This window comes from Chitinophaga sp. Ak27, assembly GCF_012726295.1.
Taxonomy (GTDB): Bacteria; Bacteroidota; Bacteroidia; order Chitinophagales; family Chitinophagaceae; genus Chitinophaga.
On record NZ_JABAOB010000011.1, the window covers coordinates 198,170 to 218,610 of the forward strand.

The 20,441-nt window shown below is 48.8% G+C and carries 15 protein-coding genes; 10 read left to right on the plus strand and 5 right to left on the minus strand.

Going from position 1 to position 20,441, the window contains the following annotated elements; genetic code table 11:
• Nucleotides 1-3: 3 nt before the first annotated feature.
• Nucleotides 4-1,032 carry a FecR family protein gene (locus HGH90_RS28725; protein WP_169192500.1) on the minus strand — a complete coding sequence of 343 codons (1,029 nt, stop codon included), beginning with the start codon at nt 1,030-1,032 and terminating at the stop codon, nt 4-6.
• A gap of 90 nt (nt 1,033-1,122) precedes the next feature.
• Nucleotides 1,123-1,674 carry an RNA polymerase sigma-70 factor gene (locus tag HGH90_RS28730; protein ID WP_168765389.1) on the minus strand — a complete coding sequence of 184 codons (552 nt, stop codon included), beginning with the start codon at nt 1,672-1,674 and terminating at the stop codon, nt 1,123-1,125.
• 363 nt (nt 1,675-2,037) lie between these two features.
• Between HGH90_RS28730 and HGH90_RS28735 the strand changes: the two genes are divergently transcribed.
• The 10 genes from HGH90_RS28735 (at nt 2,038) to HGH90_RS28780 (ending at nt 13,168) form a co-directional block, all read left to right on the plus strand.
• Nucleotides 2,038-4,470, plus strand: coding sequence for a TonB-dependent receptor (locus tag HGH90_RS28735; RefSeq protein WP_169192501.1), 2,433 nt, complete (start codon nt 2,038-2,040; stop codon nt 4,468-4,470).
• A 125-nt stretch (nt 4,471-4,595) separates the two neighbouring features.
• Nucleotides 4,596-5,513: a GlxA family transcriptional regulator gene (locus HGH90_RS28740; protein ID WP_169192502.1), complete on the plus strand. Its 918-nt coding sequence runs from the start codon at nt 4,596-4,598 to the stop codon at nt 5,511-5,513.
• A gap of 15 nt (nt 5,514-5,528) precedes the next feature.
• Nucleotides 5,529-6,716: a DJ-1/PfpI family protein gene (locus tag HGH90_RS28745; protein WP_169192503.1), complete on the plus strand. Its 1,188-nt coding sequence runs from the start codon at nt 5,529-5,531 to the stop codon at nt 6,714-6,716.
• Between the two features lie 98 nt (nt 6,717-6,814).
• A complete protein-coding gene (locus HGH90_RS28750) occupies nt 6,815-7,249 on the plus strand; it encodes a rhodanese-like domain-containing protein (protein WP_168765393.1) in 435 nt (144 codons plus the stop codon).
• A 9-nt stretch (nt 7,250-7,258) separates the two neighbouring features.
• Nucleotides 7,259-7,921 (plus strand): ArsR/SmtB family transcription factor, encoded by a 663-nt coding sequence (locus HGH90_RS28755; RefSeq protein WP_169192504.1) that lies wholly within the window; start codon nt 7,259-7,261, stop codon nt 7,919-7,921.
• A gap of 13 nt (nt 7,922-7,934) precedes the next feature.
• Nucleotides 7,935-9,173 (plus strand): MFS transporter, encoded by a 1,239-nt coding sequence (locus HGH90_RS28760; protein ID WP_317166185.1) that lies wholly within the window; start codon nt 7,935-7,937, stop codon nt 9,171-9,173.
• A gap of 225 nt (nt 9,174-9,398) precedes the next feature.
• A complete protein-coding gene (locus HGH90_RS28765; protein ID WP_169192505.1) occupies nt 9,399-10,616 on the plus strand; it encodes an Imm26 family immunity protein in 1,218 nt (405 codons plus the stop codon).
• A 207-nt stretch (nt 10,617-10,823) separates the two neighbouring features.
• Complete coding sequence (locus tag HGH90_RS28770; RefSeq protein WP_169192506.1) at nt 10,824-11,699, plus strand: beta-1,6-N-acetylglucosaminyltransferase; 876 nt, start codon at nt 10,824-10,826, stop codon at nt 11,697-11,699.
• Nucleotides 11,668-12,039 (plus strand): sugar 3,4-ketoisomerase, encoded by a 372-nt coding sequence (locus HGH90_RS28775; RefSeq protein WP_169192507.1) that lies wholly within the window; start codon nt 11,668-11,670, stop codon nt 12,037-12,039. Before HGH90_RS28770 ends, HGH90_RS28775 begins: the two co-directional genes overlap by 32 nt.
• Nucleotides 12,017-13,168: a DegT/DnrJ/EryC1/StrS family aminotransferase gene (locus tag HGH90_RS28780; protein ID WP_211172700.1), complete on the plus strand. Its 1,152-nt coding sequence runs from the start codon at nt 12,017-12,019 to the stop codon at nt 13,166-13,168. Before HGH90_RS28775 ends, HGH90_RS28780 begins: the two co-directional genes overlap by 23 nt.
• Here the strand turns inward: HGH90_RS28780 and HGH90_RS28785 are convergent.
• From HGH90_RS28785 to HGH90_RS28795, 3 genes are read right to left on the minus strand one after another with little or no spacing between them, the layout of a single operon-like run.
• Nucleotides 13,153-15,450 (minus strand): aminotransferase class III-fold pyridoxal phosphate-dependent enzyme, encoded by a 2,298-nt coding sequence (locus HGH90_RS28785; protein ID WP_169192508.1) that lies wholly within the window; start codon nt 15,448-15,450, stop codon nt 13,153-13,155. The genes HGH90_RS28780 and HGH90_RS28785 overlap by 16 nt on opposite strands.
• 6 nt (nt 15,451-15,456) lie before the next feature.
• Complete coding sequence (locus HGH90_RS28790) at nt 15,457-17,349, minus strand: MGH1-like glycoside hydrolase domain-containing protein (RefSeq protein ID WP_169192509.1); 1,893 nt, start codon at nt 17,347-17,349, stop codon at nt 15,457-15,459.
• 1 nt (nt 17,350) lies between these two features.
• The gene (locus tag HGH90_RS28795; protein WP_169192510.1) at nt 17,351-20,440 is read right to left on the minus strand and encodes a glycoside hydrolase family 2 TIM barrel-domain containing protein; all 3,090 of its coding nucleotides are present in this window, start codon (nt 20,438-20,440) and stop codon (nt 17,351-17,353) included.
• Between the last annotated feature and the right edge of the window lies 1 nt (nt 20,441).

Genomic DNA, 20,441 nt, shown 5'->3' on the forward strand with positions numbered 1-20,441 from the left:
TAGCTAATAAACTACATAACCATCTTTGGTTTTATCGAACCTGGCATCTGCCAGTTCACACAAAATCCGGAGGGCACTCTCAACAGATGTCTGTTTTTTAAATCCGATCGTCAATACCAGGTTGGAGAGCGATGGGTTGTTTAATTGTATGTTGATACCGTAAAAGATCTGCAGATCTTTTATAATATCCGCCATGGATTCATCGACGAGATTGATATCTCCCCGCTGCCAGCTGTCGACCAGCACTGGCGTAACCTGGCGTTCTTCTATTTTATTATTGCTGGTGGTCCATCTCATTTCCTGACCATTCTCCAGTACAGAGAGGGCTTTGGTATCTTTGGTAACTTTTACTTTACCGGTTACCACGGAAACGATCAACTGTTTACGTCCCGGATAAGCCTTAATATTGAATGCAGTGCCCAGTACCACAGTGGTGATGCCTGCCGGGGTATGGATAATAAAAGGCCAGCTGGCGGCATGTTGTACATCAAAATAAGCTTCCCCTTCGAGGTATATTTCTCTTCTATCTTTACTGAAAGTATCAGGAAAACGCAATATAGTGGCCCCGTTTACCAGGATCCGGGTACTGTCGGCCAGCACAATCAGTTTCTGCTCTTTGTTACCCGTGCGGATGGTGGTGGTGGAAGTCAGCACGTTGGCCGGCTCCATACCAGCAACGTTACCGGTATTGAGGGCAGGCTTGCCGGGCGCGCGAAGGAAGTAAGCGGCGCCGGCTATCACCAGTAGCAATAGGCTGGCTGCAATAGCCCATCCACGGTACCAGCGCGGTTGCACTGGTGACAATGCTGTGCCGGGCAAATCGCCCGGCAAATTGATATCGCCATACCGGCTTACAAAAGCTGATGACGGCACTTCGCCACGGATACGGGCATAATGCTCGTCCATCAACGCGATCAGTGGTTCATCGGCATCGCTCGAACGTATATAATCAAACAGCTCATTACGCTGCGCTTCCGTAATATTACCGGAGACATATAAGTCGATCAGGTATTTAAAATATGCTCTTTCCAATGGTGTATATCGTTTTAGCTGGCGGAAGGCCTGGCCGTATTTATAAGACGAATTGTAAAAAGGCTGGTCCTATTGTGATGGAAATTTTTTTTAGAAAAACCGGAGATGGTTGCTGACAAATTTGCGTAAGGTGGAAAGTGCGGCCGTCAGTTGATTTTTTACCGTGTGTGGCGACAGCTGTAGTTCCCTGGCAATCTCGTCGCGGCTCATACCGCTGATTTGGCTCAGCTGGTAAATGATGCGGCGTTGGGGAGGCAGGTGGCTGATGGCTTCTGCCAGGGCCAGTTCAAACTCTTTTACTTCCACGAGTTCCATTGTTTTATTTTCCTGCCATTGATGATGGCGGAAATACTCTTCCCGTAATTTACGGTCGTTGGCCAGTTTGCGTAATACGTCGATCACTTTATTGCGCACCATCAAGTAGAGATATTGTTCGATGTTGACAATCCCTTCCAGGTCATCTTTCTTTATCCATAACTTGATAAATACCTCCTGGATAATATCACGGGCCAGCAACTCTGACTGTACCATATTACAGGCAAATACATACAAACGATGTTCGTATTGCCGGAATAATAAGGAAAACTGTTCCTGCTGTTTCCGTGCGCTATTACTGATTTTTTCTTCCTGGTACTCCCCCATATACTAACCCTGAATAGTGGGCCCGGCTGTGGCCACAATAATATATAAACAATTGATATAAAAATACTTACAACAATTCCCTGACCAAAAGGCCACTGCATTAACGGTTGATCTATGTTATATGACGATTCAAAAAAGGGTTGGTCCTATTGGCGGAGCAATTTTTTTCCAGGTAGTACAAATTGCCGGTGGCTGGCATGACTCTCCAAATATATAAAAATAAGTGTCAAGTCAACATGAAATTATTGATCACCGGGAGATCCCGATGTTTTTCCGCATTGCGTAAAACAAATTCCGTATCGGATTATTCCCGGCAGGATAAGCATCCGAATTTTGCGCCAGCAAATTATTAAGCATAGGATTATGGATACATTATTGACAGGAAAATTTTTCAGCCGTGCCTTCTGGTATGGATTGCTTATCAACCTCCTCTTTTGCGGAGCGGGCTTTGCCTCCGACATTGACAACGGCGGCCACATAAAAGGATTGGTTACTACCTCAGACAACAAACCGGCGCCCGGCGTAGTGGTGGTATTAAAAGGCAGTAAGAAGACGACAATTACAGACGACGACGGCGCCTACCTGTTACGTAACATTACGCCAGGTCAGTATACCATACAGGTTTCGCTCACGGGCTATGAAACCAGCAGCCAATCGGTGACCGTAGAAAAAGATAAAACCATTACCATTAATCTCCGCCTGAATATATCCGAAAAGAATTTAAATGAAGTAGAGATTACCGGTACTCGTAATAAATATACGAAAAGCAATAGCGACTATGTGGCGAAGCTGCCGCTTAAGAATATAGAAAACCCGCAGGTATACAGCGTTATTTCGGCCGACCTGCTGAAAGACCAGGTGGTGAGCAGTTTCGATGATGCCTTGAACAATGCGCCGGGGCTGAGCAAACTTTGGTCGTCTACCGGTCGCGAAGGTGATGGCGCGGGCTACTATTCCCTTCGCGGGTTTGCCGTACAGCCTACGCTGGTAAATGGTTTACCTGGTTTAACCAACGGCGGTCTGGATGTAGTCAACATTGACCGGATCGAAGTGGTAAAAGGCCCGTCGGGCACGCTGTTTGGCAGCTCCGTTATTTCCTACGGCGGTTTGATCAACACCATTACCAAAAAGCCATACGATCATTTTGGGGGAGAGATCAGTTACACCGGTGGCAGCTATGGCCTGAACCGCTTAACGATGGATATCAACACCCCGTTGGATAAAGATAAAAAAGTATTGCTGCGTGTTACTGGCGCTTACCATGATGAAAACAGTTTCCAGGATGCAGGATTTGCAAAAAGACGTTTTATTGCGCCCTCGCTCACCTATAAAGTAAATGACCGACTGACACTGATGCTGAATACAGAATTCCTTTTGGCCGAAAGCACCAATCCCACTATGTTATTCTTTGACCGCGGATCATCGCTGTTTGCCACGAACCTGGCCGCGCTGGGATATGATTACCGGCGATCTTATACCAGCAATAACCTGAGCATTAAAACACCCACCTCCAGTGTACAGGCACAGGCCATATATAAACTTTCCAATGCGTGGACTTCCCAGACGATTGTGTCGAGAGGAACGGCCAAATCTGAAGGATATTATTCTTACCTGTATGAAGGGTCTGCCAACACACCCGGGTTCCCGAACATATCCCCTACTTTTGCCCGGTATATCAGTTACCAGAACGGTAGTACCAATACCACGGATATCCAGCAAAATTTCATTGGTGATTTCAAGATGGGTCAGTTTCGAAACCGAATGGTAGCCGGACTGGATTATTTCAGTCGCGGTTCCGTGAGCAGCGCCACCGGTTACGCCATGAATGGCATCATCAATATGGCCGGCGCTGACAATGGGATCCTTTCCAAACAGCATACGGATTCGCTGCTCAATGCATTACCACTGCAAAATGCCAACCTGAAACAGGATGTATACAGTGCATATGTATCGGACGTATTTAACTTCCTACCTAACTTATCAGCGATGGTGAGTCTGCGTGTGGATCATTTCACTAACGGGGGACTGACACTCAATAAAAACGACAAATACCAGCAAACCACCGTATCGCCTAAGTTTGGCCTTGTATATCAACCTATTCCAAATACCCTGTCTGTTTTCGCCAACTATATGAATGGCTTCTCCAATGCCAACAGTGCACCTAAGCAGCAGGGCGACAACAGCATCAAAACCTTCAAACCTGAACAGGCAAACCAGCTGGAAGCGGGCATGAAAGCCAGCCTGCTGGGAGGTATGATCACCGGTTCCGTGAGCTACTACGATATCAAGGTAAAAAATATCATCATGGAAATTCCTAATCAGCCACGGTATTACAACCAGGGCGGGGAAAAATATAGTCGTGGTATCGAAGCCGAGATCACTGCCAACCCGGTTGCCGGGCTAAACGTCATTGCCGGTTATAGCTATAACGACAGTAAGATCACCAAAACAGACGCCGCTGACTATATGAACAGGCGCCCGGAAGAAGCAGGTCCTCAAAACCTGGCTAACCTATGGGTGACCTACAAATTCCAGCAGGGCGCTGTTAAAGGGTTCGGTATTGGCTTTGGCGGCAACTATGCCGGCGAAAATATTATCCTGAACCGCGCTGCCACCGGTATTTTCACCTTGCCCGCCTATACCGTGCTGAATGGTTCCCTGTTTTACAATACCAATAAATTTGGCGTAGCGTTTAAACTGGATAATCTCACTAACCAGATCTATTATAAAGGCTGGAGCACCCTGGAGCCGCAGATGCCCAGGCGCTTTTCCGGTAACGTAACCTATAAATTCTAAGGCTATTCTCATCTGTATAACCGACAGGCACCTCTCTGCTGAGGCGCCTGTTTTTTTTGTGCCTTGTCCTTTTCTGACGCATGAATGTCCTTGGGTAGTTGCTGGTGCCGCAATACCTTTGTAGCATGACGAAGAAAAAAGTTGTATTCATTTTGTTACCACAGGTAGAATTGCTGGACCTGGCAGGGCCGGCGCAGGTATTTATTGAGGCCAGGCACCAGGGGCTGGCCGCCGATGTAATATTTTGCGGGTTTCATCAGCCGGTCAGCAGCGCCGCAGGTTTGATCCTGGCGCCGGCGTTGCATTACAGCGATTTGATCCTGGATACCGATGATATCATTTTTCTGCCGGGCATACATGCCGAAACACTTTCCCGGGAACCAGCTGCCGAAAAGGCTTTCCTGGAATGGCTCCGTAGCCAGGTACAAAAAGGCGTGTTGATTTGCAGCGTTTGTAATGCCGCCTTTGTATTAGCCGAAGCGGGACTGTTGGATCAGCGGGAGTGCACTACCCACTGGAGGTCTGTAAAAATGTTGCAGCAGCTGTATCCTGCCACCAAAGTACTAACAGATGTACTGTTTGTAAAAAGTGAGCGAATTTATACCAGTGCCGGTGTCAGTTCGGGCATAGACCTGGCGCTGTTTGTACTCGAGGAATGGAAGGGAGCTTTGTTTGCCCACCATGTAGCCAGGGGGCTGGTGGTATATCACCGGCGCAATGCTGATCATTCCCAGCAAAGTATTTACCTCGCTTACCGCAATCATATACGGGCGGAAATACACCGGGTACAGGATTATATGATTGAACACCTGCATACCGATTGTGACCTGGATACGCTGGCGGATATTGCGGTGATGAGTCCCCGTAACCTGGCCCGGGTGTTTAAGACACAAACCGGCATCACCGTTCACCAATACCTTACTGCACTCAGAATAGAAAAAGCCCATACGCTGCGTAAAAATCCGGCGCATACCATGGCTTATATTGCCAGCCAGTGCGGTTTCCGGTCGGCCCGTCAATTACAGCGGATACTTCTTTCTTAAAACAACATCCAATATATGCACCTGATTACTAAAGCCGGACTGGCCTTGGCTGCCGTCGCATGCCTGGCCGTGACCTTTCATGGCTGTAAGCCTCTCAAAGCATTCTATACGTTCCCGGAATACCGCGGCGGTCATCACTTCCACTATGCTGCTCCCGCTTATGATCCTGCGAGAAAGACCATTTTCATTGTGGCAGACAACCGGGGTACTGAACTATTTGATATGATGGCGCCTTTTTATCTTTTCCAGGCTACCGGGAAAGCTAATGTGTTTGTTGTAGCGCCGGAAAAAAAACCGGTGATACTACGTAAAGGGCTATACGTATTACCGCATCTTAGTTTTCCGGAGACGGCACTTCTGCCGCAAAAGCCGGACGTACTGGTCGTTCCTGCGCTATCAGCTATGGACCGGCAAGGACAAGATAGCACTATCGTGCGTTGGATACAGCAGCAATATACCGATTCAATGCTCCTGCTCTCTGTTTGCCAGGGTTCCCTGACAATGGCTGCCACCGGGTTGTACCATGATAAACCTATCACTACCCATGCCTCGGAACTGCGGCAAAACCAACAACAGTTTCCCGAGTTGGCCTGGGTGCGAGATACTGGCGTTACCGGAGCGGGCAATTGTTACAGTACCGCCGGCGTATCCAATGCTGTGGCGGGCAGCCTCGTAGTAATTAAGCGTTTATTCGGTACTGTTATATTGCAGCAAGTCATGCAGGATATCGGCTACCCTTATAACGACGTATCCCTGCGTCATCAAAGCCTTGAAGTGAACGGGGCTGCCAAATGGCGCATTGGCCGGAAGATATTTCTTGGCGCCAACCAGCATGTGGGTGTATGGCTTGCCGACGGCATTAATGAATTACAGCTGGCTGCGATTATGGATACCTATTACCGCACTTTTCCGGCGTCTATCCGTTCCTTTTCTGCCGGCAACCGCCCCGTGGTATCGAGGTTCGGGCTTACCCTGATTCCTACGGGCAATACCCGGGAGGACCGGCTGGACGAACTGCATGTGCCTGGCCTCCAGGTGGCGGCTGTGGATGAATGCCGGCAGCGAAACCCTCATTTACAGATCATTCCTTACGATACCACTGGCCGCCGGTATACGATCGACGTTTGTCTGGACCGTATACGCCAGCAGTATGGGGCTTCTTTTGCCCGTGTGGTAGAGCGGATGCTGGATTACCAGCCCTGACCTTTTTCCTCCCTAACACTGCTTCCCGGATGCCGGCATCTATTCAATAATTTTGTTGAATAGTTAAATATCCCCTACATTCGTCAAAAAAAGAGCTTATGAAGTATTTCTCTTTGTTGATGATTGGGTTAATAGCCTGTATACAGGGCTTATCAGCACAACAAAAAGTGGAGCCCTGGACGCCTGCACAATTAATGGCCCCAGCGGTATTGGCAGATGCCATTACCCATCAGAAAGATGGTAACCTGCTGATCTTATCCGTGGGTCCGGGCGCTATTATCAAAAACAGTATTGACATAGGGCCTGCATCAGATGCAGAAAGTTTAGCCAAGCTAAAAAAGGTATTGAAGACCACCGACAAAAATAAAGAAGTGGTAATCTACTGTGGTTGCTGCCCATTTGATAAATGCCCGAATGTTCGTCCTGCATTTAAAACGTTGACCGAAATGGGTTTCAAACAAGCGAGACTATTGAACATTGAAAAGAACGTGAAAGTGAACTGGATCGATCAACATTATCCTACGCAAAAATAATCTGCCAATATGACGAAGCGGGCGTTTAAGGACAAAGTGTATGGTGAGTTGTCGAAGATCACGAAGGCGATGGGCAATCCCCATCGCCTGGAGATCATTGACCTATTGGGGCAAGGTCCTTTTTCCGTGGAGCAGATTGCCAACCATACCGGCATGCCGGTAGCCAATGCTTCCCAGCATTTGCAGGTATTGAAAAGCGCGAAGCTGGTCAGCATTGCGCGGGATGGTAACTTTATACTATATTCCCTGGCTGGTGAAAACGTGTTTAATGCCTGGGCGGCTTTGCGTGCGTTGGGCATGGTGTATAACGCTGAAGTAGAAAAAGTGGTGAGTGATTTCCGGAAAGGATACGGCCCTATCGAAAGCATTGATGCCGAGACGCTGATTGACCTGCTGGAAAAAAATAAAATAATTTTGCTGGATGTACGGCCAGCAGAAGAGTATAACCGGGGCCATATACACCGGGCACTGTGTGCCCCGATAGCGGAGCTGAGCAGCATCCTGCAAACATTACCCAAAAGTAAAACCGTGATCGCTTACTGCCGTGGCCCTTTCTGTGTATTTGCCGATGAAGCCGTGAGTTTGCTGAAGAAAAAAGGCTATAAGGCGCAAAGGTTATCTGAAGGGTTCCCTGACTGGGCTGCGAAGGGTTATCCCATTGCCACCAAATAATCAAGCTGTTATCGTGGAGATCAAATTGGGATTAAAAGAAAACTGGCAACAATTTGTGTTGCTGGTACTGGTAAACTGCCTCGTGGGAGGCATGGTGGGATTGGAGCGTACCGTAGTACCCCTGGTAGGATCAGAAGAATTTAAGGTGGCGTCCGACATTGTTGTATTTTCCTTCATCATTGCCTTCGGCGTGGTGAAAGCATTTACCAACCTGGTATCCGGCATATTGGCCGACAAACTAACCCGTAAACGGGTGTTGATATTGGGATGGATCATCGGTTTGCCTGTACCTTTTTTGCTCGCCTGGGGGCCGTCGTGGAACTGGATTATCCTTGCCAACGTGTTACTGGGTATGAGCCAGGGCTTCACCTGGTCGATGACCGTTAACATGAAAATTGACCTGGTAGGCCCGAAGAAAAGAGGCCTGGCCATGGGCCTTAATGAAGCCGCCGGTTATGGCGCCGTGGGCTTAACCGCCCTACTCACCGGTTACATAGCGGCACAATATGGATTAAGACCTCAACCTTTCTATATCGGTATCGCCTATACGATTCTCGGACTGTTATTGTCTATTTTTATCATTCGCGACACGCGTCCCTATGCTGTGCTGGAAGCCAGCCAGGTAGCTGTTACTACATCCGGAGAGCGGCCACACCGGCCCAACCTGTGGTGGGTATTTAAAGAAACCAGTATTAAAAATAAAAACCTGTTTGCCGTATCCCAAGCCGGGCTTATCAACAATCTCAACGATGGTATGTCGTGGGGCGTATTCCCCTTGCTTTTTGTTTCAGCGGGTGTGGGCCTGGAGGGAATTGGCTGGATAAAAGCTATTTACCCGGTGGTATGGGGTGTGGGGCAGGTAGTAACCGGGCCGCTAACGGATCGTATTGGCCGAAAGCCCTTGATTGTATGGGGGATGTTTACCCAGGCAGTGGGCCATGTGGTGATTGGATTGTTGCTCTTTTCCCCTTTTCTTTCCGGCATGATAGGCTCCGTGTTATTAGGTGCTGGCACTGCCATGGTATATCCTGCGTTGCTCGCGGCAGTGAGCGATGCGGCGCATCCATCCTGGCGGGCGTCTTCCCTGGGGGTTTATAGATTTTGGAGAGATATAGGATATGCCGTGGGTGCGGTGATGTCGGGCATTGTAGCGCAGCTGGCGGGACTGGCCTGGGCCGTGCATATTGCGGGGATACTTACTTTTTTGTCGGGTGTGTGGGTGTTGATGAAGATGAAGGAAGTGCGCGCATAAATCCGATTCTTACCCGTGGTTCCTGCAGTGAGGTTAACAACTGTTTCAGATATCCCAAAACAAGCTCTATCTGCTCATCATGGCCGGATACATGCTTTTCCATCTGTTCCAGCTTTAATAATATATCCTTATGCGTTAGTATCAGAAGATACAACAGGGCCGGCTACACGCAATATGGCTGGCTGGCAACTATTTTGTAATTTGCCGCTAATAGTACTATCGTGTATGTTAGAATTTAGCAATGAGCAACGGAAATATATCGGTTTGTGCCCTGTTGACCCACAATGGACACGCATCACTTTTCCCAAAGGACTGATCTGTTATTTTGACCAGGATATAATCCGCAAAGCACTTATACAAACCGCTACTTCCTATGCGGAATTCGACATAGCTATTGCCACAAGGGAGCGAAGTAAAGTTATTTCTCCCGGAGGTAAGGGTAAAGAAAAACCCATTTCCGCCATCAACATCAGTAGCTATCCGGGAAGAACAGTGAGTTTCGGAGTAGATATATCGCCAGTGGATGTGCTGCCGGAGATGGCCCAGCATAATGAGCCTCCACCTGCTTACCAAACCTACTGGAGGTGGAAGATAGGTTCGCAACAACTCGACATCGAAAATAATGCACCGGTATTCAATGGTATGCAGCAATTGGCCGATTTCTGGCAGCGACTCCCACAATTTATCCAGAGCTTGCCTGCCGATCACTTGAATAGATTAGCACAACTAAAAGAAAAGAAGGTGGGAAAAACCCGGCCGATAAAGTTTAAAAGCGGCGACTTTTTTGCCGTGTCCACCCGCTTTAGCCTGTATGGCGATACTATTGAGTATGTATTTGGTCGACACCTCCTGAATATTTCGGCATTGAGAAAAAGAGAGGTAGTGGATAAAGACCATCACTGGTATGACCTGATGACGGTTGTGCAGCTGGTTACCCTATATGATTTCAGGGCCGATTCCCTGGCAGTAGATTTGTCACTGGTTCGACAACAGAAAACGCTACCGGCTTTCTATATGATGGATGATACTTTGATGCGCGGGCAATATCCAATCGTCGGTCATCTGCCCCTGGAGCCTACTGAACTGAATTTCCCGATGCATTATGGCCGTTATGTAGCCTCGGCCAGGAAGGGATACTATTTCGGCTGGGGGCACGCCATGGTCGCAGATATATCGCCTGTAGCCATAACAGGCCCCGAAGGAATCGATTTAGATACTGATCTCAGGAATAATGGAGTCTGCTGTGGAGCACCGATAGATTTACTGGCCGATTTCAGGAAGGGGCTGCCTCCTTATTATAGGTATACCGACATTAACCATCCAGATAACCTCGCAGTTAAAACAGCCCTTTTCAACAACCTCGGGGTACCTGTAAACATTGGTTATGATGATTTTTGCAGGCAATTTGGTGCAAAAAACCGGGTGGAATTGCTGACGTTGTAGTACAATAGCGAACACATCAATCGTTCTTATCATGCGCCCTGCGCGCAATGATTTGAGTATTAGCACTGTTACAACAATTTACTACGGCACATTATGAATTTAAATGCCTATATTTAACGTGGTGATGATGATTTGCTACAGGAGACAAGCTTCCTGACAATGCAGCAGCACCTACTATTCATACACAATTAATGTCGCTGGCAAAGTATGCGCGTCGCCCACTTGATCCTTACCTACACTGATCCGCATCAAACGGAAAGGATGATCAAAAGATTATCCCACCAGAATTTTGACTTCTATATCCACGTAGATAAAAAGTTTGATATACAGCCACATTTATATTTGGGATCATTACCTAATGTATATTTCATACAGAACCGGCAAAAGGTTACGTGGGCCGCATTCAGTACTGTATTAGCTACTTTTGCCTGTATCCGGGAAATTGCAGCAACGGGAATACACTACGATTTTATCAACTTCCTGAGTGGCCAGGACTACCCGATTAAATCGGCTGATTACATCAACGATTTCCTGGAAGCGCACCGGGGAAAGGAATTTATAACCTGCCGGGACATTATAAACGACTGGAAAGAAGGGTGGATCCGGCTAAGAAAATATTACCTGACAGCGTTTAATTTTCCAGGGAAATATAGCCTGGAAAACCTGATCAATAAAATATTCCCGAGAAAAAAAATCCCTTACGGACTACACCCCTACGGAGGTTCCATGTTCTGGATGCTAAGCCCCGAGGCTGCGTTGTATGTAGTCAACAGGGTAATAGCTGATAGAAAGCTCCGGCACTTCTTTTTCTTCAGCTGGGCGAGTGATGAGGTCGTTTTTCAGACGATATTGATGAACTCTCCCTACCGGGACAAAATTATTAACAACAGCTATCGTTATATAGATTGGTCGCGGGGTGGCGCAAATCCCAAAGTGCTGAATGCCAGCGATGCTAAAAAGTTACTGCAATCCGACATGCTTTTTGCACGCAAGTTTAACATGACGAAGAGCCCGGAAATTCTTGATATCATTGATGAATATATACCGACCGATGGCAAAATTAATTCATATAAAAACATTTAAAGACGATAGAGGATCATTAACAGTATTGGACGACGTGGTGCCCTTCCAGATAAAAAGGTTATTTTATATTTACTCCGTAGATAACTCTTCGAGGGGAGGCCATCGCCACCATACTACCGAACAAGCGGCCATCTGTATCCAGGGTTCCTGCCAGATCAGCAATCATAACAGTAAAATCACGGAGGAGTTTGTGTTGGACAGTCCTGATAAATGCCTGTTGTTAATGCCTGAAGACTGGCATGTCATGCATAGTTTTTCGCCGGATGCCATCCTGTTAGTGTTGGCATCTACGTCCTTTGACCCAAAAGACTATATTTATGAGCCATATGATGCCATATGAACAACCGTCTACTCAAAAGCATGGCGCTATGAGCTATGCCATTCCTTACGAAAATCTGAAGCGGCTCAACCATCCTTTTGAAGAGCAATTCAAGCAGCAACTGGCACATGTCCTGGAAAAAGGCTGGTATATCCTGGGTGAAGAGGTAACCCGTTTTGAAGAAGAATTTGCCGACTTTCACGGCTCAGCATATGTAGTAGGCGTTGCCAACGGCCTCGATGCCCTGATCCTTTCCCTCCAGTGTTGCGGCTTTGAAAAAGGCAGCGAAGTTATTGTTCCGTCCAATACCTACATTGCCACCATTCTTTCTATCATTCACTGCGGACTGGTGCCGGTGTTAGCCGAACCAGCCACAAACACCTATAATATAGATCCTGCCGCTATTGAATCCCTGATTACGCCCAAAACGGCGGCCATCATGGTGGTACATTTATACGGACAATGCTGCAATATGGGACCGGTTATGGATATAGCCACCCAGCATGGCCTTAAAGTAATTGAAGATTGTGCCCAGGCACATGGCGCCCGGTACAAACAACAACTCGCTGGCACCTTCGGCGACTTTGGCGCTTTCAGCTTCTATCCTACCAAAAACCTGGGCGCCCTCGGCGATGCCGGCGCCATTATTTGTAAATCCAAAGCCGACTACCTGAAACTCCGGCAGCTCCGGAACTATGGCTCAGAAAAAAAATATCATAACGGCGTTATCGGGTATAACTCGCGGCTCGATGAACTACAGGCAGCCTTCCTGAGAATTAAACTCCCTGCGCTTAACAGCATCAACGAACATAAAAGAAAACTGGCGGCTATTTATACTGCCGGCCTGGATAATCAGTTTATAAAACCTGTAGTGGACCCAGACTATTTTCACGTCTATCATATCTATAATGTGCTCCATTCCAAAAGGGATGAGCTAAAAAAATACCTGGCTGATCACCATATCGCTACGGATATTCATTACCCCGTAGCGCCGCATGACCAGCCAGCATTGAAGGGACACCTTCATCATTACCATTATCCCATTGCTACCCGGATTCATCAGCAAACCTTAAGTCTCCCCTGCTCTGTTATCCATACAGAAGAGGAGATTCGACACGTTGTAGCTGTTATGAATCAATTCCCCGGATAAGAGAGCTCTCCCAACACAATGTCCAGGTGCGCCAACAGCGCATCTGCATTTTCTTTATTAAATACCAATGGTGGCTTTATTTTGAGCACATTGTGCAACGGTCCGTCTGTACTGATCAGGAAGCCCCGGTCTTTCATTTTCTCTACTACCACATCTATTTCCGGCACGGCTGGCTCCAACGTTTCGCGGCTGCGCACCAGCTCCGCTCCAATGAATAACCCATGTCCGCGTACATCGCCGATGATTGGGTGCTTGTGCATCAGCTGTTTCAGCCCCTCCAGGAAATGTGCGCCGGTGTTGAGGGCATGCTGTTGCATTTCTTCTTCCTGGATAGCTTTTAATACGGCTCTTCCTGTGGCCATAGATACAGGGTTTCCACCAAAGGTGTTAAAGTATTCCATGCCGTTGTTGAATGCTTCTGCAATAGCTGGGGTGGTTACCACTGCGGCCAGCGGGTGTCCATTGCCAATAGGCTTACCCAGTACCACTATGTCGGGTACTACCTCCTGCAGCTCAAAGCCCCAGAAGCAACTACCCACGCGGCCGAAGCCTACCTGTACTTCGTCGGCGATACATATTCCGCCGGCAGCCCTCACATGCTGATATACTTTTTCCAGGTAGCAGGCAGGCAGTGGAATTTGTCCTCCTACTCCCAGCAGGGTTTCGCAGATAAAGGCGGCCACGCCCTTTCCTTCTGCCAACAAGCGGGTGATAATATGAGCCACATCTTCCGCATAAGCTGCGCCGGCATGCTCCTGCCCATAGCGGAACTCACCGCGGTACAGGTCAGGGTTCACCGCTTTATGCGTATGCGGCGGTTTGCCAAAACCACCTTTACCATCAAATTTATAGGGACTCAGCTCCATCGCCACGGTAGAAGTACCGTGGTAGGCATGATCCAGCACAATCACATCTTTCTGTTTAGTAAAGTGCCGGCTCATGCGGATCGCCAGGTCGTTGGCCTCACTGCCGGAGTTGGTGAAGTAACACACTTTCAGCTCTCCCGGCAGTGTGGCTGTCAGCTCTTTGGCATAAGCTACCAGGTCGTCGTACAAATAACGGGTGTTGGTATTAAGCCTGGCTGCCTGCCGCTGGATAGCCGCTACCACGGCCGGATGGCAATGTCCTACATGACTTACATTGTTTACGCAGTCTATATAAGTACGGCCTTTTTCATCATACAGGTATTGCAATGCCCCTTTCCAGATTTTGAGGGGTTGCCGGTAACTGATACTGAGATTACGGCCAATGTGCTGCTTTCTTTCTTCCAACAGGGGTTTGTAATCATCACTGGTATTTATCTGCGATGGCAGGCCAGCTGCTACCCTGAAGGCATCTTCTGCTGCCAGCGGGTTGATTTTGATCAGTTGATACAACAATGCCCAGGCGCCCTTCTCAGTAATAAAATGAAAACCGTTATCACTGCCCGCGGCCGCCTGCTTAGCGGAGTTAGTAACGCTGATGCATAAACGTGCGGCGACCAGGTAATACAAGCAGCTGATTTCAGCCGGTGTCAATGGCCATTCTTTGTGGTAACCGGCGACTACACCCGCAGCGGCGGCCAGGGGGTTGGACTGGTGTAACATGGCATATGTACATGCTACAGCTACGTTATTGACCAGCTGACTGTATACCATATCGCCGAAGTCAATGAGACCTGTTACGGCCTCACCGTTGACCAACAGGTTATAATCGTTGGCATCATTATGAATCACTGCCATCCGCAGGTGTGATAGTTGCGGCACTATCTCCGTTTCAAACTGCAACAGGAAATAAGCCACCATCCGGCGGCGCTCATGATCTTTGATAGCGCCCAGGTATTCCCTGGCGGCCAGGGCATTCCGCAGATCCCAGCTATCGATGCGGTAAGCCGCAGGATGCGCAAAATCCCGCAACGCGCTATCCATTCTTCCGAGGAAGCCGCCCAGGCTGTTCCACAACGCGGGGGTATGCGCTGGCGCCTCTACCCATATTTTGCCGGGAAGAAAAGTGAGTATCCGCATATACCCGGCAGGAATAGCGGTGATTGCCTGGCCGTGTATATTAGGCTTAACCCGCTGAAAACCTGCTGCCGCCGGGGAATTAGCCAGGTGTTCCAGCGTCTTTATTTGCGCATCCAGCAGAGACAGGTTGCCGCCTGCATTCCCTACCTTGCAGATGTATTGCTGACCGGCACTATCTTTCAGCAGATAGTTGCGTTCTTCATAACCATCCAGCGCCTGTACGCTGACGTCCATTTCATAGTGCTGCTGCACGAGCGCTTTCATTACCGATATCTCCATAATACTTTATTTACGCTGTAATAACAATAATATATGTGCTGCCGACCAGCTGAAGTTCCTTGCATTCAACCCTTTCCCAGTGAGGGGATGATAGTTTTCATACAACGGATGATTATCCTTCATCCCTTCTGCATGCTCCCACAGCTTCGTTAGCAGGGCATCCGCCTGTTGCTGGTATCCGTATGCTTCTAATCCCATGATACCAAAATAAAACTGGTCCAGCCATACCGGTCCGCGCCAGTAGCCCTTGAGGGGATCAAAGGCGGGATGATCGGCTGCTAATACCGGCAAGGGCACTTTGGTATTGAACTTCGCTGGCTGCTGCATGACGGCCGCTACGTCCACTGCCTGTGCAGGCGTGGCAATGCCCGCCCATAGCGGTATCCAGCCTTCCGCTCCTTGTATTTTCACCAGGGAATCGTGACTATCATAATAAAACCCCGTAGCCGTATCAAAATATTGTTGATTAATTTTCTCTTTCAACGCTGCTGCCGGAGCTGTCCAAACATCCTCCAGACGCAATAGGGTGGCCATTTTGCCAAGATACTGCTTTTCTGCATAGAGGTAAGCATTCAAATCGACCGATGACTGATTCAGCGACCAGGCATGGTCATGGTTTTGCTGCATACGGGCATGGTCGAACCGTACGGCATTGTCCATGCCACTTTCCCAGGCGGCGGCAATGCGGGTGCCATCAGTAGCGCCGTATTCGCAAAGACTGTCCCGGTCGTGATCCCTGTCGGCGTACCACCACCGATGATAACGTACCAACGGTGCATACATCTCTCTTACAAAAGCGGTATCGCCTGTATGCCGGAATACTTCCCATACTGCCCACGCCGCCAATGGAGGCTTGGTATCACGGGCATTGTTTTCGCTGCTATCGGCATAGATACAATCGATCACCATTCCATCGGGCTGTTGGTAGTCAAACATGGCGCGGATATTATCTTTTGCCAATGCGGGATAGAACAGGCAGGTAGCGGCAGCCTGTTTCCAGCTGTCCCAGGCCCAGAATCCATAGAAGCCCTGGTAGCTGGCGGAAGGGAAAATACCGTCATGCTTCAGGTGACCATATGCACTGCGCCAGTTGGTCATCAATGTCATCAGGCATTTTACTTTCAGGCGTTGGAGGATGGTATCGTTGCCCAATACCGATTGCAGGTAGCCATTCCAGCGGGAATGGTTTTGTTGTAAGGCAACGTCAAAGCTGGCAGTGATGGTATCCCGCTGCCGGTAGCTATGGCACTGCGTTTCCTGCCAATGGCCTTTTGCCGGTAACAAGATCGTTTTTGCCGACGTATACCCGGTATCCGTTAAATGGATATCCCATTTGCCGGTGGACAAATAATCGATATAAAACGTATGCCCATTTACGTTAGTACTCAGTTGCTGGCCATGCTGCTGCCATTCTTTTGATGGCAGAGAGATGCTTCCCTCCCACCGCAGGTGCAGCCGGAGGGGTTTGCGGCCCAGGTTGGTCAATTCCGTATGGAGCATGGCGGTAGTACGACTCGTGAAAATCAGGTGCAGACGCACCTGTATGTCTTTCAGCCGGTAACTTTGTTCTATCAGCCCAGGGTAATAGTGCGTAGTTCCATTTTCTGGCTGCCACGTTTTGTCCTCCGCTGATACATGCAACTTCGCGATGCTGTTGCTTAGCCAACGTCCCTCCATTTCCATCAACAGGGGGCCGATAAAACCGCCGTAGTCGGCGCTGCGTGCCGGCAAAGCGTAAGCATGCCAGGCCCCCATGTCTGAAAAAAAATTAACGGCTACATCAGCGTTGTCTTTTACAAAATGTTTTATGTCCAATACGTCTGTAAACTGCTGCCTGTCTACCTGCTGCGCTTTCACCCCAAGGGCGCTGCAACACAATAACCACCACCATTTCCTCATATTATTCAAAACTTAGTTTAGCTTGTTGTACCGCATTCATGCCGGGCGTTAATCTTCTTAATGTAAATGAATATTGATAAGGGCGGCAGGGTAACTGGTATTGTGGATGCGGTTTAGCGCCCCAGCTGTTATCTCCCCCTACTCCCTGTTGCAGGTAATCAATATCCCACCATATCCCATTGTCATTGAGAATAGAATGGCCGTGTTTATTCTGCCGGCGGTCGAAGTCCAGTTGCGCCATATCAAAATGGAGCACGCCTGCGCTAAGCAATGTGTCTGACAGGAACATCCAACCGGACTTATCTTTATCCTGCATGGCCATCCAGCGCACATCGGTACGATGTCCGCTTTCCTGCGCACGGGGATAAGGATGGAACAGCGCGTCTGCCGGCATCATATATACGTCAACGTCGGCGGCGTATTTCCTGTCCTGGTAGTTATCGAACGGGCCTCGTCCCAACCAGCTTACCTGGTTGTAGTTGGGCGGTAAGATCATGCGCATACCCATGCGCGGCAGTTCCGGCAACGTAGTATCTGCCGGCATAAACTCAGCCGCCACGTTGATATCACCGTTTACAAACACCGTATAGGTGGTAGTGTAGGTTACCTTTACAGTAGGCAGATAGTGTATTGTTTTCACCTCCGTACGGGTAGCATTTACCGGTGTAATTTTCAGCTCCTTCAGTTCCGCATTTTGCAGCGCATGTTGCCAGATGCCGCAACGGATTTGCCCGCTGTTGCCAATATCATTATCGGTGGCCGCCCGCCAGAAGTTAGGCTGTAAAGGACTTTGCAGGAGGGATTGGTTGCCGGAGGTATAACTATCGAGCCAACCGGTTATTTTATTAAACCGGGCTTTAAACAGCGTATTACCAATGGTCCCATCTTCCGTTACCTGCAAAGGTGGTCCGTCCATGGTTTGTTTTACCACCGGTATATAAGCAGGTAACGGATATTGCTCCGTGGCCACTACCGCCTGGTCAGGCGACAATGTTTCAAAATGCAGGTAATAGTGCGTGCCGGCAGTGGGTGCAAAATCAGGTAGAGCAATGGCCAGCAGCGTGTCTTTCCCTGGCGCCAGGGCCAGCGGCGGTATTACGTCGGTGGCGACATCTGCACCATCTCCCTTGATTTTCCAGCGGATCGTATAGTCTTGCAGGTTAGTAAAATCAAAGCGATTAGTGATACGCCATTGTGTTCCTGCCGGCTTAATTTGTATGTTCTGGTATACTTTCCTGACTTCAAATGCCTGCGGATGCGGCGTACGGTCGGCCGCCAGCATACCGTCGGCACAAAAGCTGGTATCGCTGGTAGCGCCTACAGTGCCCATGTCGGCGCCATAGGCCCATATCTGTCGGCCATTGGCATCTGTTTTTAAAAATGTCTGGTCAGCAAAGTCCCAGATAAATCCGCCCTGCAAGCGGGGATGCTGGTAAAACAATTCCCAGTCATCCAGCAGGTTACCACCGCCATTACCCATCATATGCGCATATTCGCATTGAATAATGGGACGCGGGTCATTTGCCAGCAGGTATTTTTGCTGTAACGTATAGATCGATTTATACATCGGGCAAATGATGTCTGTCCACGGATTGGAGCCAGCGGCTTCATACTGCACCGGCCTGGTATTGTCTTTTGCCTTGATGTATTTATAGGTGGTGATGAAGTTATCGCCAAAGCCGCTTTCATTGCCCAGCGACCAGGTAATGATACTGCAATAATTTTTATCCCGTTCCACCATGCGTTTGGTGCGGTGCAGGTAGGCCTGTTCCCATTCGGGCTTATCTGACAAGGTTTGCAGTGGTGTCAGCGACATGCCATCGCATTCTATGTTGGCTTCATCTACCAGGTAAATACCATATTCATCGCAGAGGTCATACCATTCCTCAGTATCGGGGTAGTGGCTGTTACGCACGGCGTTGATATTGTATTGTTTCATCACTTCAATATCATGGCGCATGCCTTCATGCGATATCACGCGGGCACGGTACATATCGTGCTCGTGGCGGTTAACGCCTTTGATATGGATAGGTACGCCGTTTAGCAACAGCTGTCCGCCTTTGATTTCAACGGTACGGAAGCCAATCCGATGGGCTACGCTTTCCAGCTCGGCGCCATTCCGGCCGTAATGCGTTATCACCAAAGTATACAGGGCAGGGCGTTCCGCATTCCAGGACCTGATGTCGGTCAATACTGCCTTCATCTCCCAGGTGCTATCCCTTTCTATCTGCCATTCTCTCGTTAAGATAGTTTTATCCTTATCCAATAGCTTCACGCGGATCCGTTGCCCCGCCTCTGCAGGCAAAGGGCGGCGGTTCAGTTGCAGCAGCAGGTCCAGGTTACCATCTTTGTACTGGTTGGTCAGCAAGGGTTTAGCAAAGAAATCAAATACACACAATTCAGGTCTGGCTACGAGATATATGCTTCTTTCAATTCCGCTGAGTTTCCACATATCCTGTCCTTCCAGGTACGATCCGTCGCTGAAACGGAATACCTGGATGGAAACGTTATTGGCGCCCGTTTTCAGGTAAGGCGTAATATCAAATTCCGTAGGGGTTTTACTGTCTTTGCTGAAACCCAGGTAATGCCCATTGATCCACAGGTAGAAGAAAGAGTTTACAGCGCCCAGGTGTATCCATACCTGCTTATTTTTCCAGTTAGCGGGCAATTCAAAATCGCGGCGATAGGAACCCACCGGGTTGAAGTCTGCCGGCACCTTGGGAGGATCTGGTTTGAAAGGATATTCTACATCTGTAAAAATGTAGCTGTCAAATCCTGCTGTCTGCCAGTTTTCCGGCACCCGTATTTTTTTCCATTGAGATACATCAAAATCGGTGCGGTAAAAATCCCGGGGCCGGGCGCCGGGGTTGCGGGCAATATGAAAATGCCAGGTACCGTCGAGCAGCATGACAGCTGCACGCGCGGAATCCCGGCGTACAGCTGCGGCTGCGTTGGTATAGGGTATGAAGTGGGCATGCGGGGCTAAAACATGTTGAGCTACTTTTCCCGGATTTTCCCAATCATTCGTTTGTGCTTGAGCGGTAGTAACGCTGGCGCTTATCGCGAATAACAAACCTATTTTCTTATACATA

What these genes read in the sequence shown, in the direction of transcription:
- HGH90_RS28775 (WP_169192507.1), top strand. Translation starts at nt 11,668, where the DNA reads ATGGCAAAATTAATTCATATAAAAACATTTAAAGACGATAGAGGATCA.
- HGH90_RS28730 (WP_168765389.1), bottom strand. Translation starts at nt 1,674, where the DNA reads ATGGGGGAGTACCAGGAAGAAAAAATCAGTAATAGCGCACGGAAACAG.
- HGH90_RS28750 (WP_168765393.1), top strand. Translation starts at nt 6,815, where the DNA reads ATGAAGTATTTCTCTTTGTTGATGATTGGGTTAATAGCCTGTATACAG.
- HGH90_RS28765 (WP_169192505.1), top strand. Translation starts at nt 9,399, where the DNA reads ATGTTAGAATTTAGCAATGAGCAACGGAAATATATCGGTTTGTGCCCT.
- HGH90_RS28790 (WP_169192509.1), bottom strand. Translation starts at nt 17,349, where the DNA reads ATGAGGAAATGGTGGTGGTTATTGTGTTGCAGCGCCCTTGGGGTGAAA.
- HGH90_RS28755 (WP_169192504.1), top strand. Translation starts at nt 7,259, where the DNA reads ATGACGAAGCGGGCGTTTAAGGACAAAGTGTATGGTGAGTTGTCGAAG.
- HGH90_RS28740 (WP_169192502.1), top strand. Translation starts at nt 4,596, where the DNA reads ATGACGAAGAAAAAAGTTGTATTCATTTTGTTACCACAGGTAGAATTG.
- HGH90_RS28780 (WP_211172700.1), top strand. Translation starts at nt 12,017, where the DNA reads ATGAGCCATATGATGCCATATGAACAACCGTCTACTCAAAAGCATGGC.
- HGH90_RS28770 (WP_169192506.1), top strand. Translation starts at nt 10,824, where the DNA reads ATGCGCGTCGCCCACTTGATCCTTACCTACACTGATCCGCATCAAACG.
- HGH90_RS28785 (WP_169192508.1), bottom strand. Translation starts at nt 15,450, where the DNA reads ATGGAGATATCGGTAATGAAAGCGCTCGTGCAGCAGCACTATGAAATG.
- HGH90_RS28735 (WP_169192501.1), top strand. Translation starts at nt 2,038, where the DNA reads ATGGATACATTATTGACAGGAAAATTTTTCAGCCGTGCCTTCTGGTAT.
- HGH90_RS28745 (WP_169192503.1), top strand. Translation starts at nt 5,529, where the DNA reads ATGCACCTGATTACTAAAGCCGGACTGGCCTTGGCTGCCGTCGCATGC.
- HGH90_RS28795 (WP_169192510.1), bottom strand. Translation starts at nt 20,440, where the DNA reads ATGTATAAGAAAATAGGTTTGTTATTCGCGATAAGCGCCAGCGTTACT.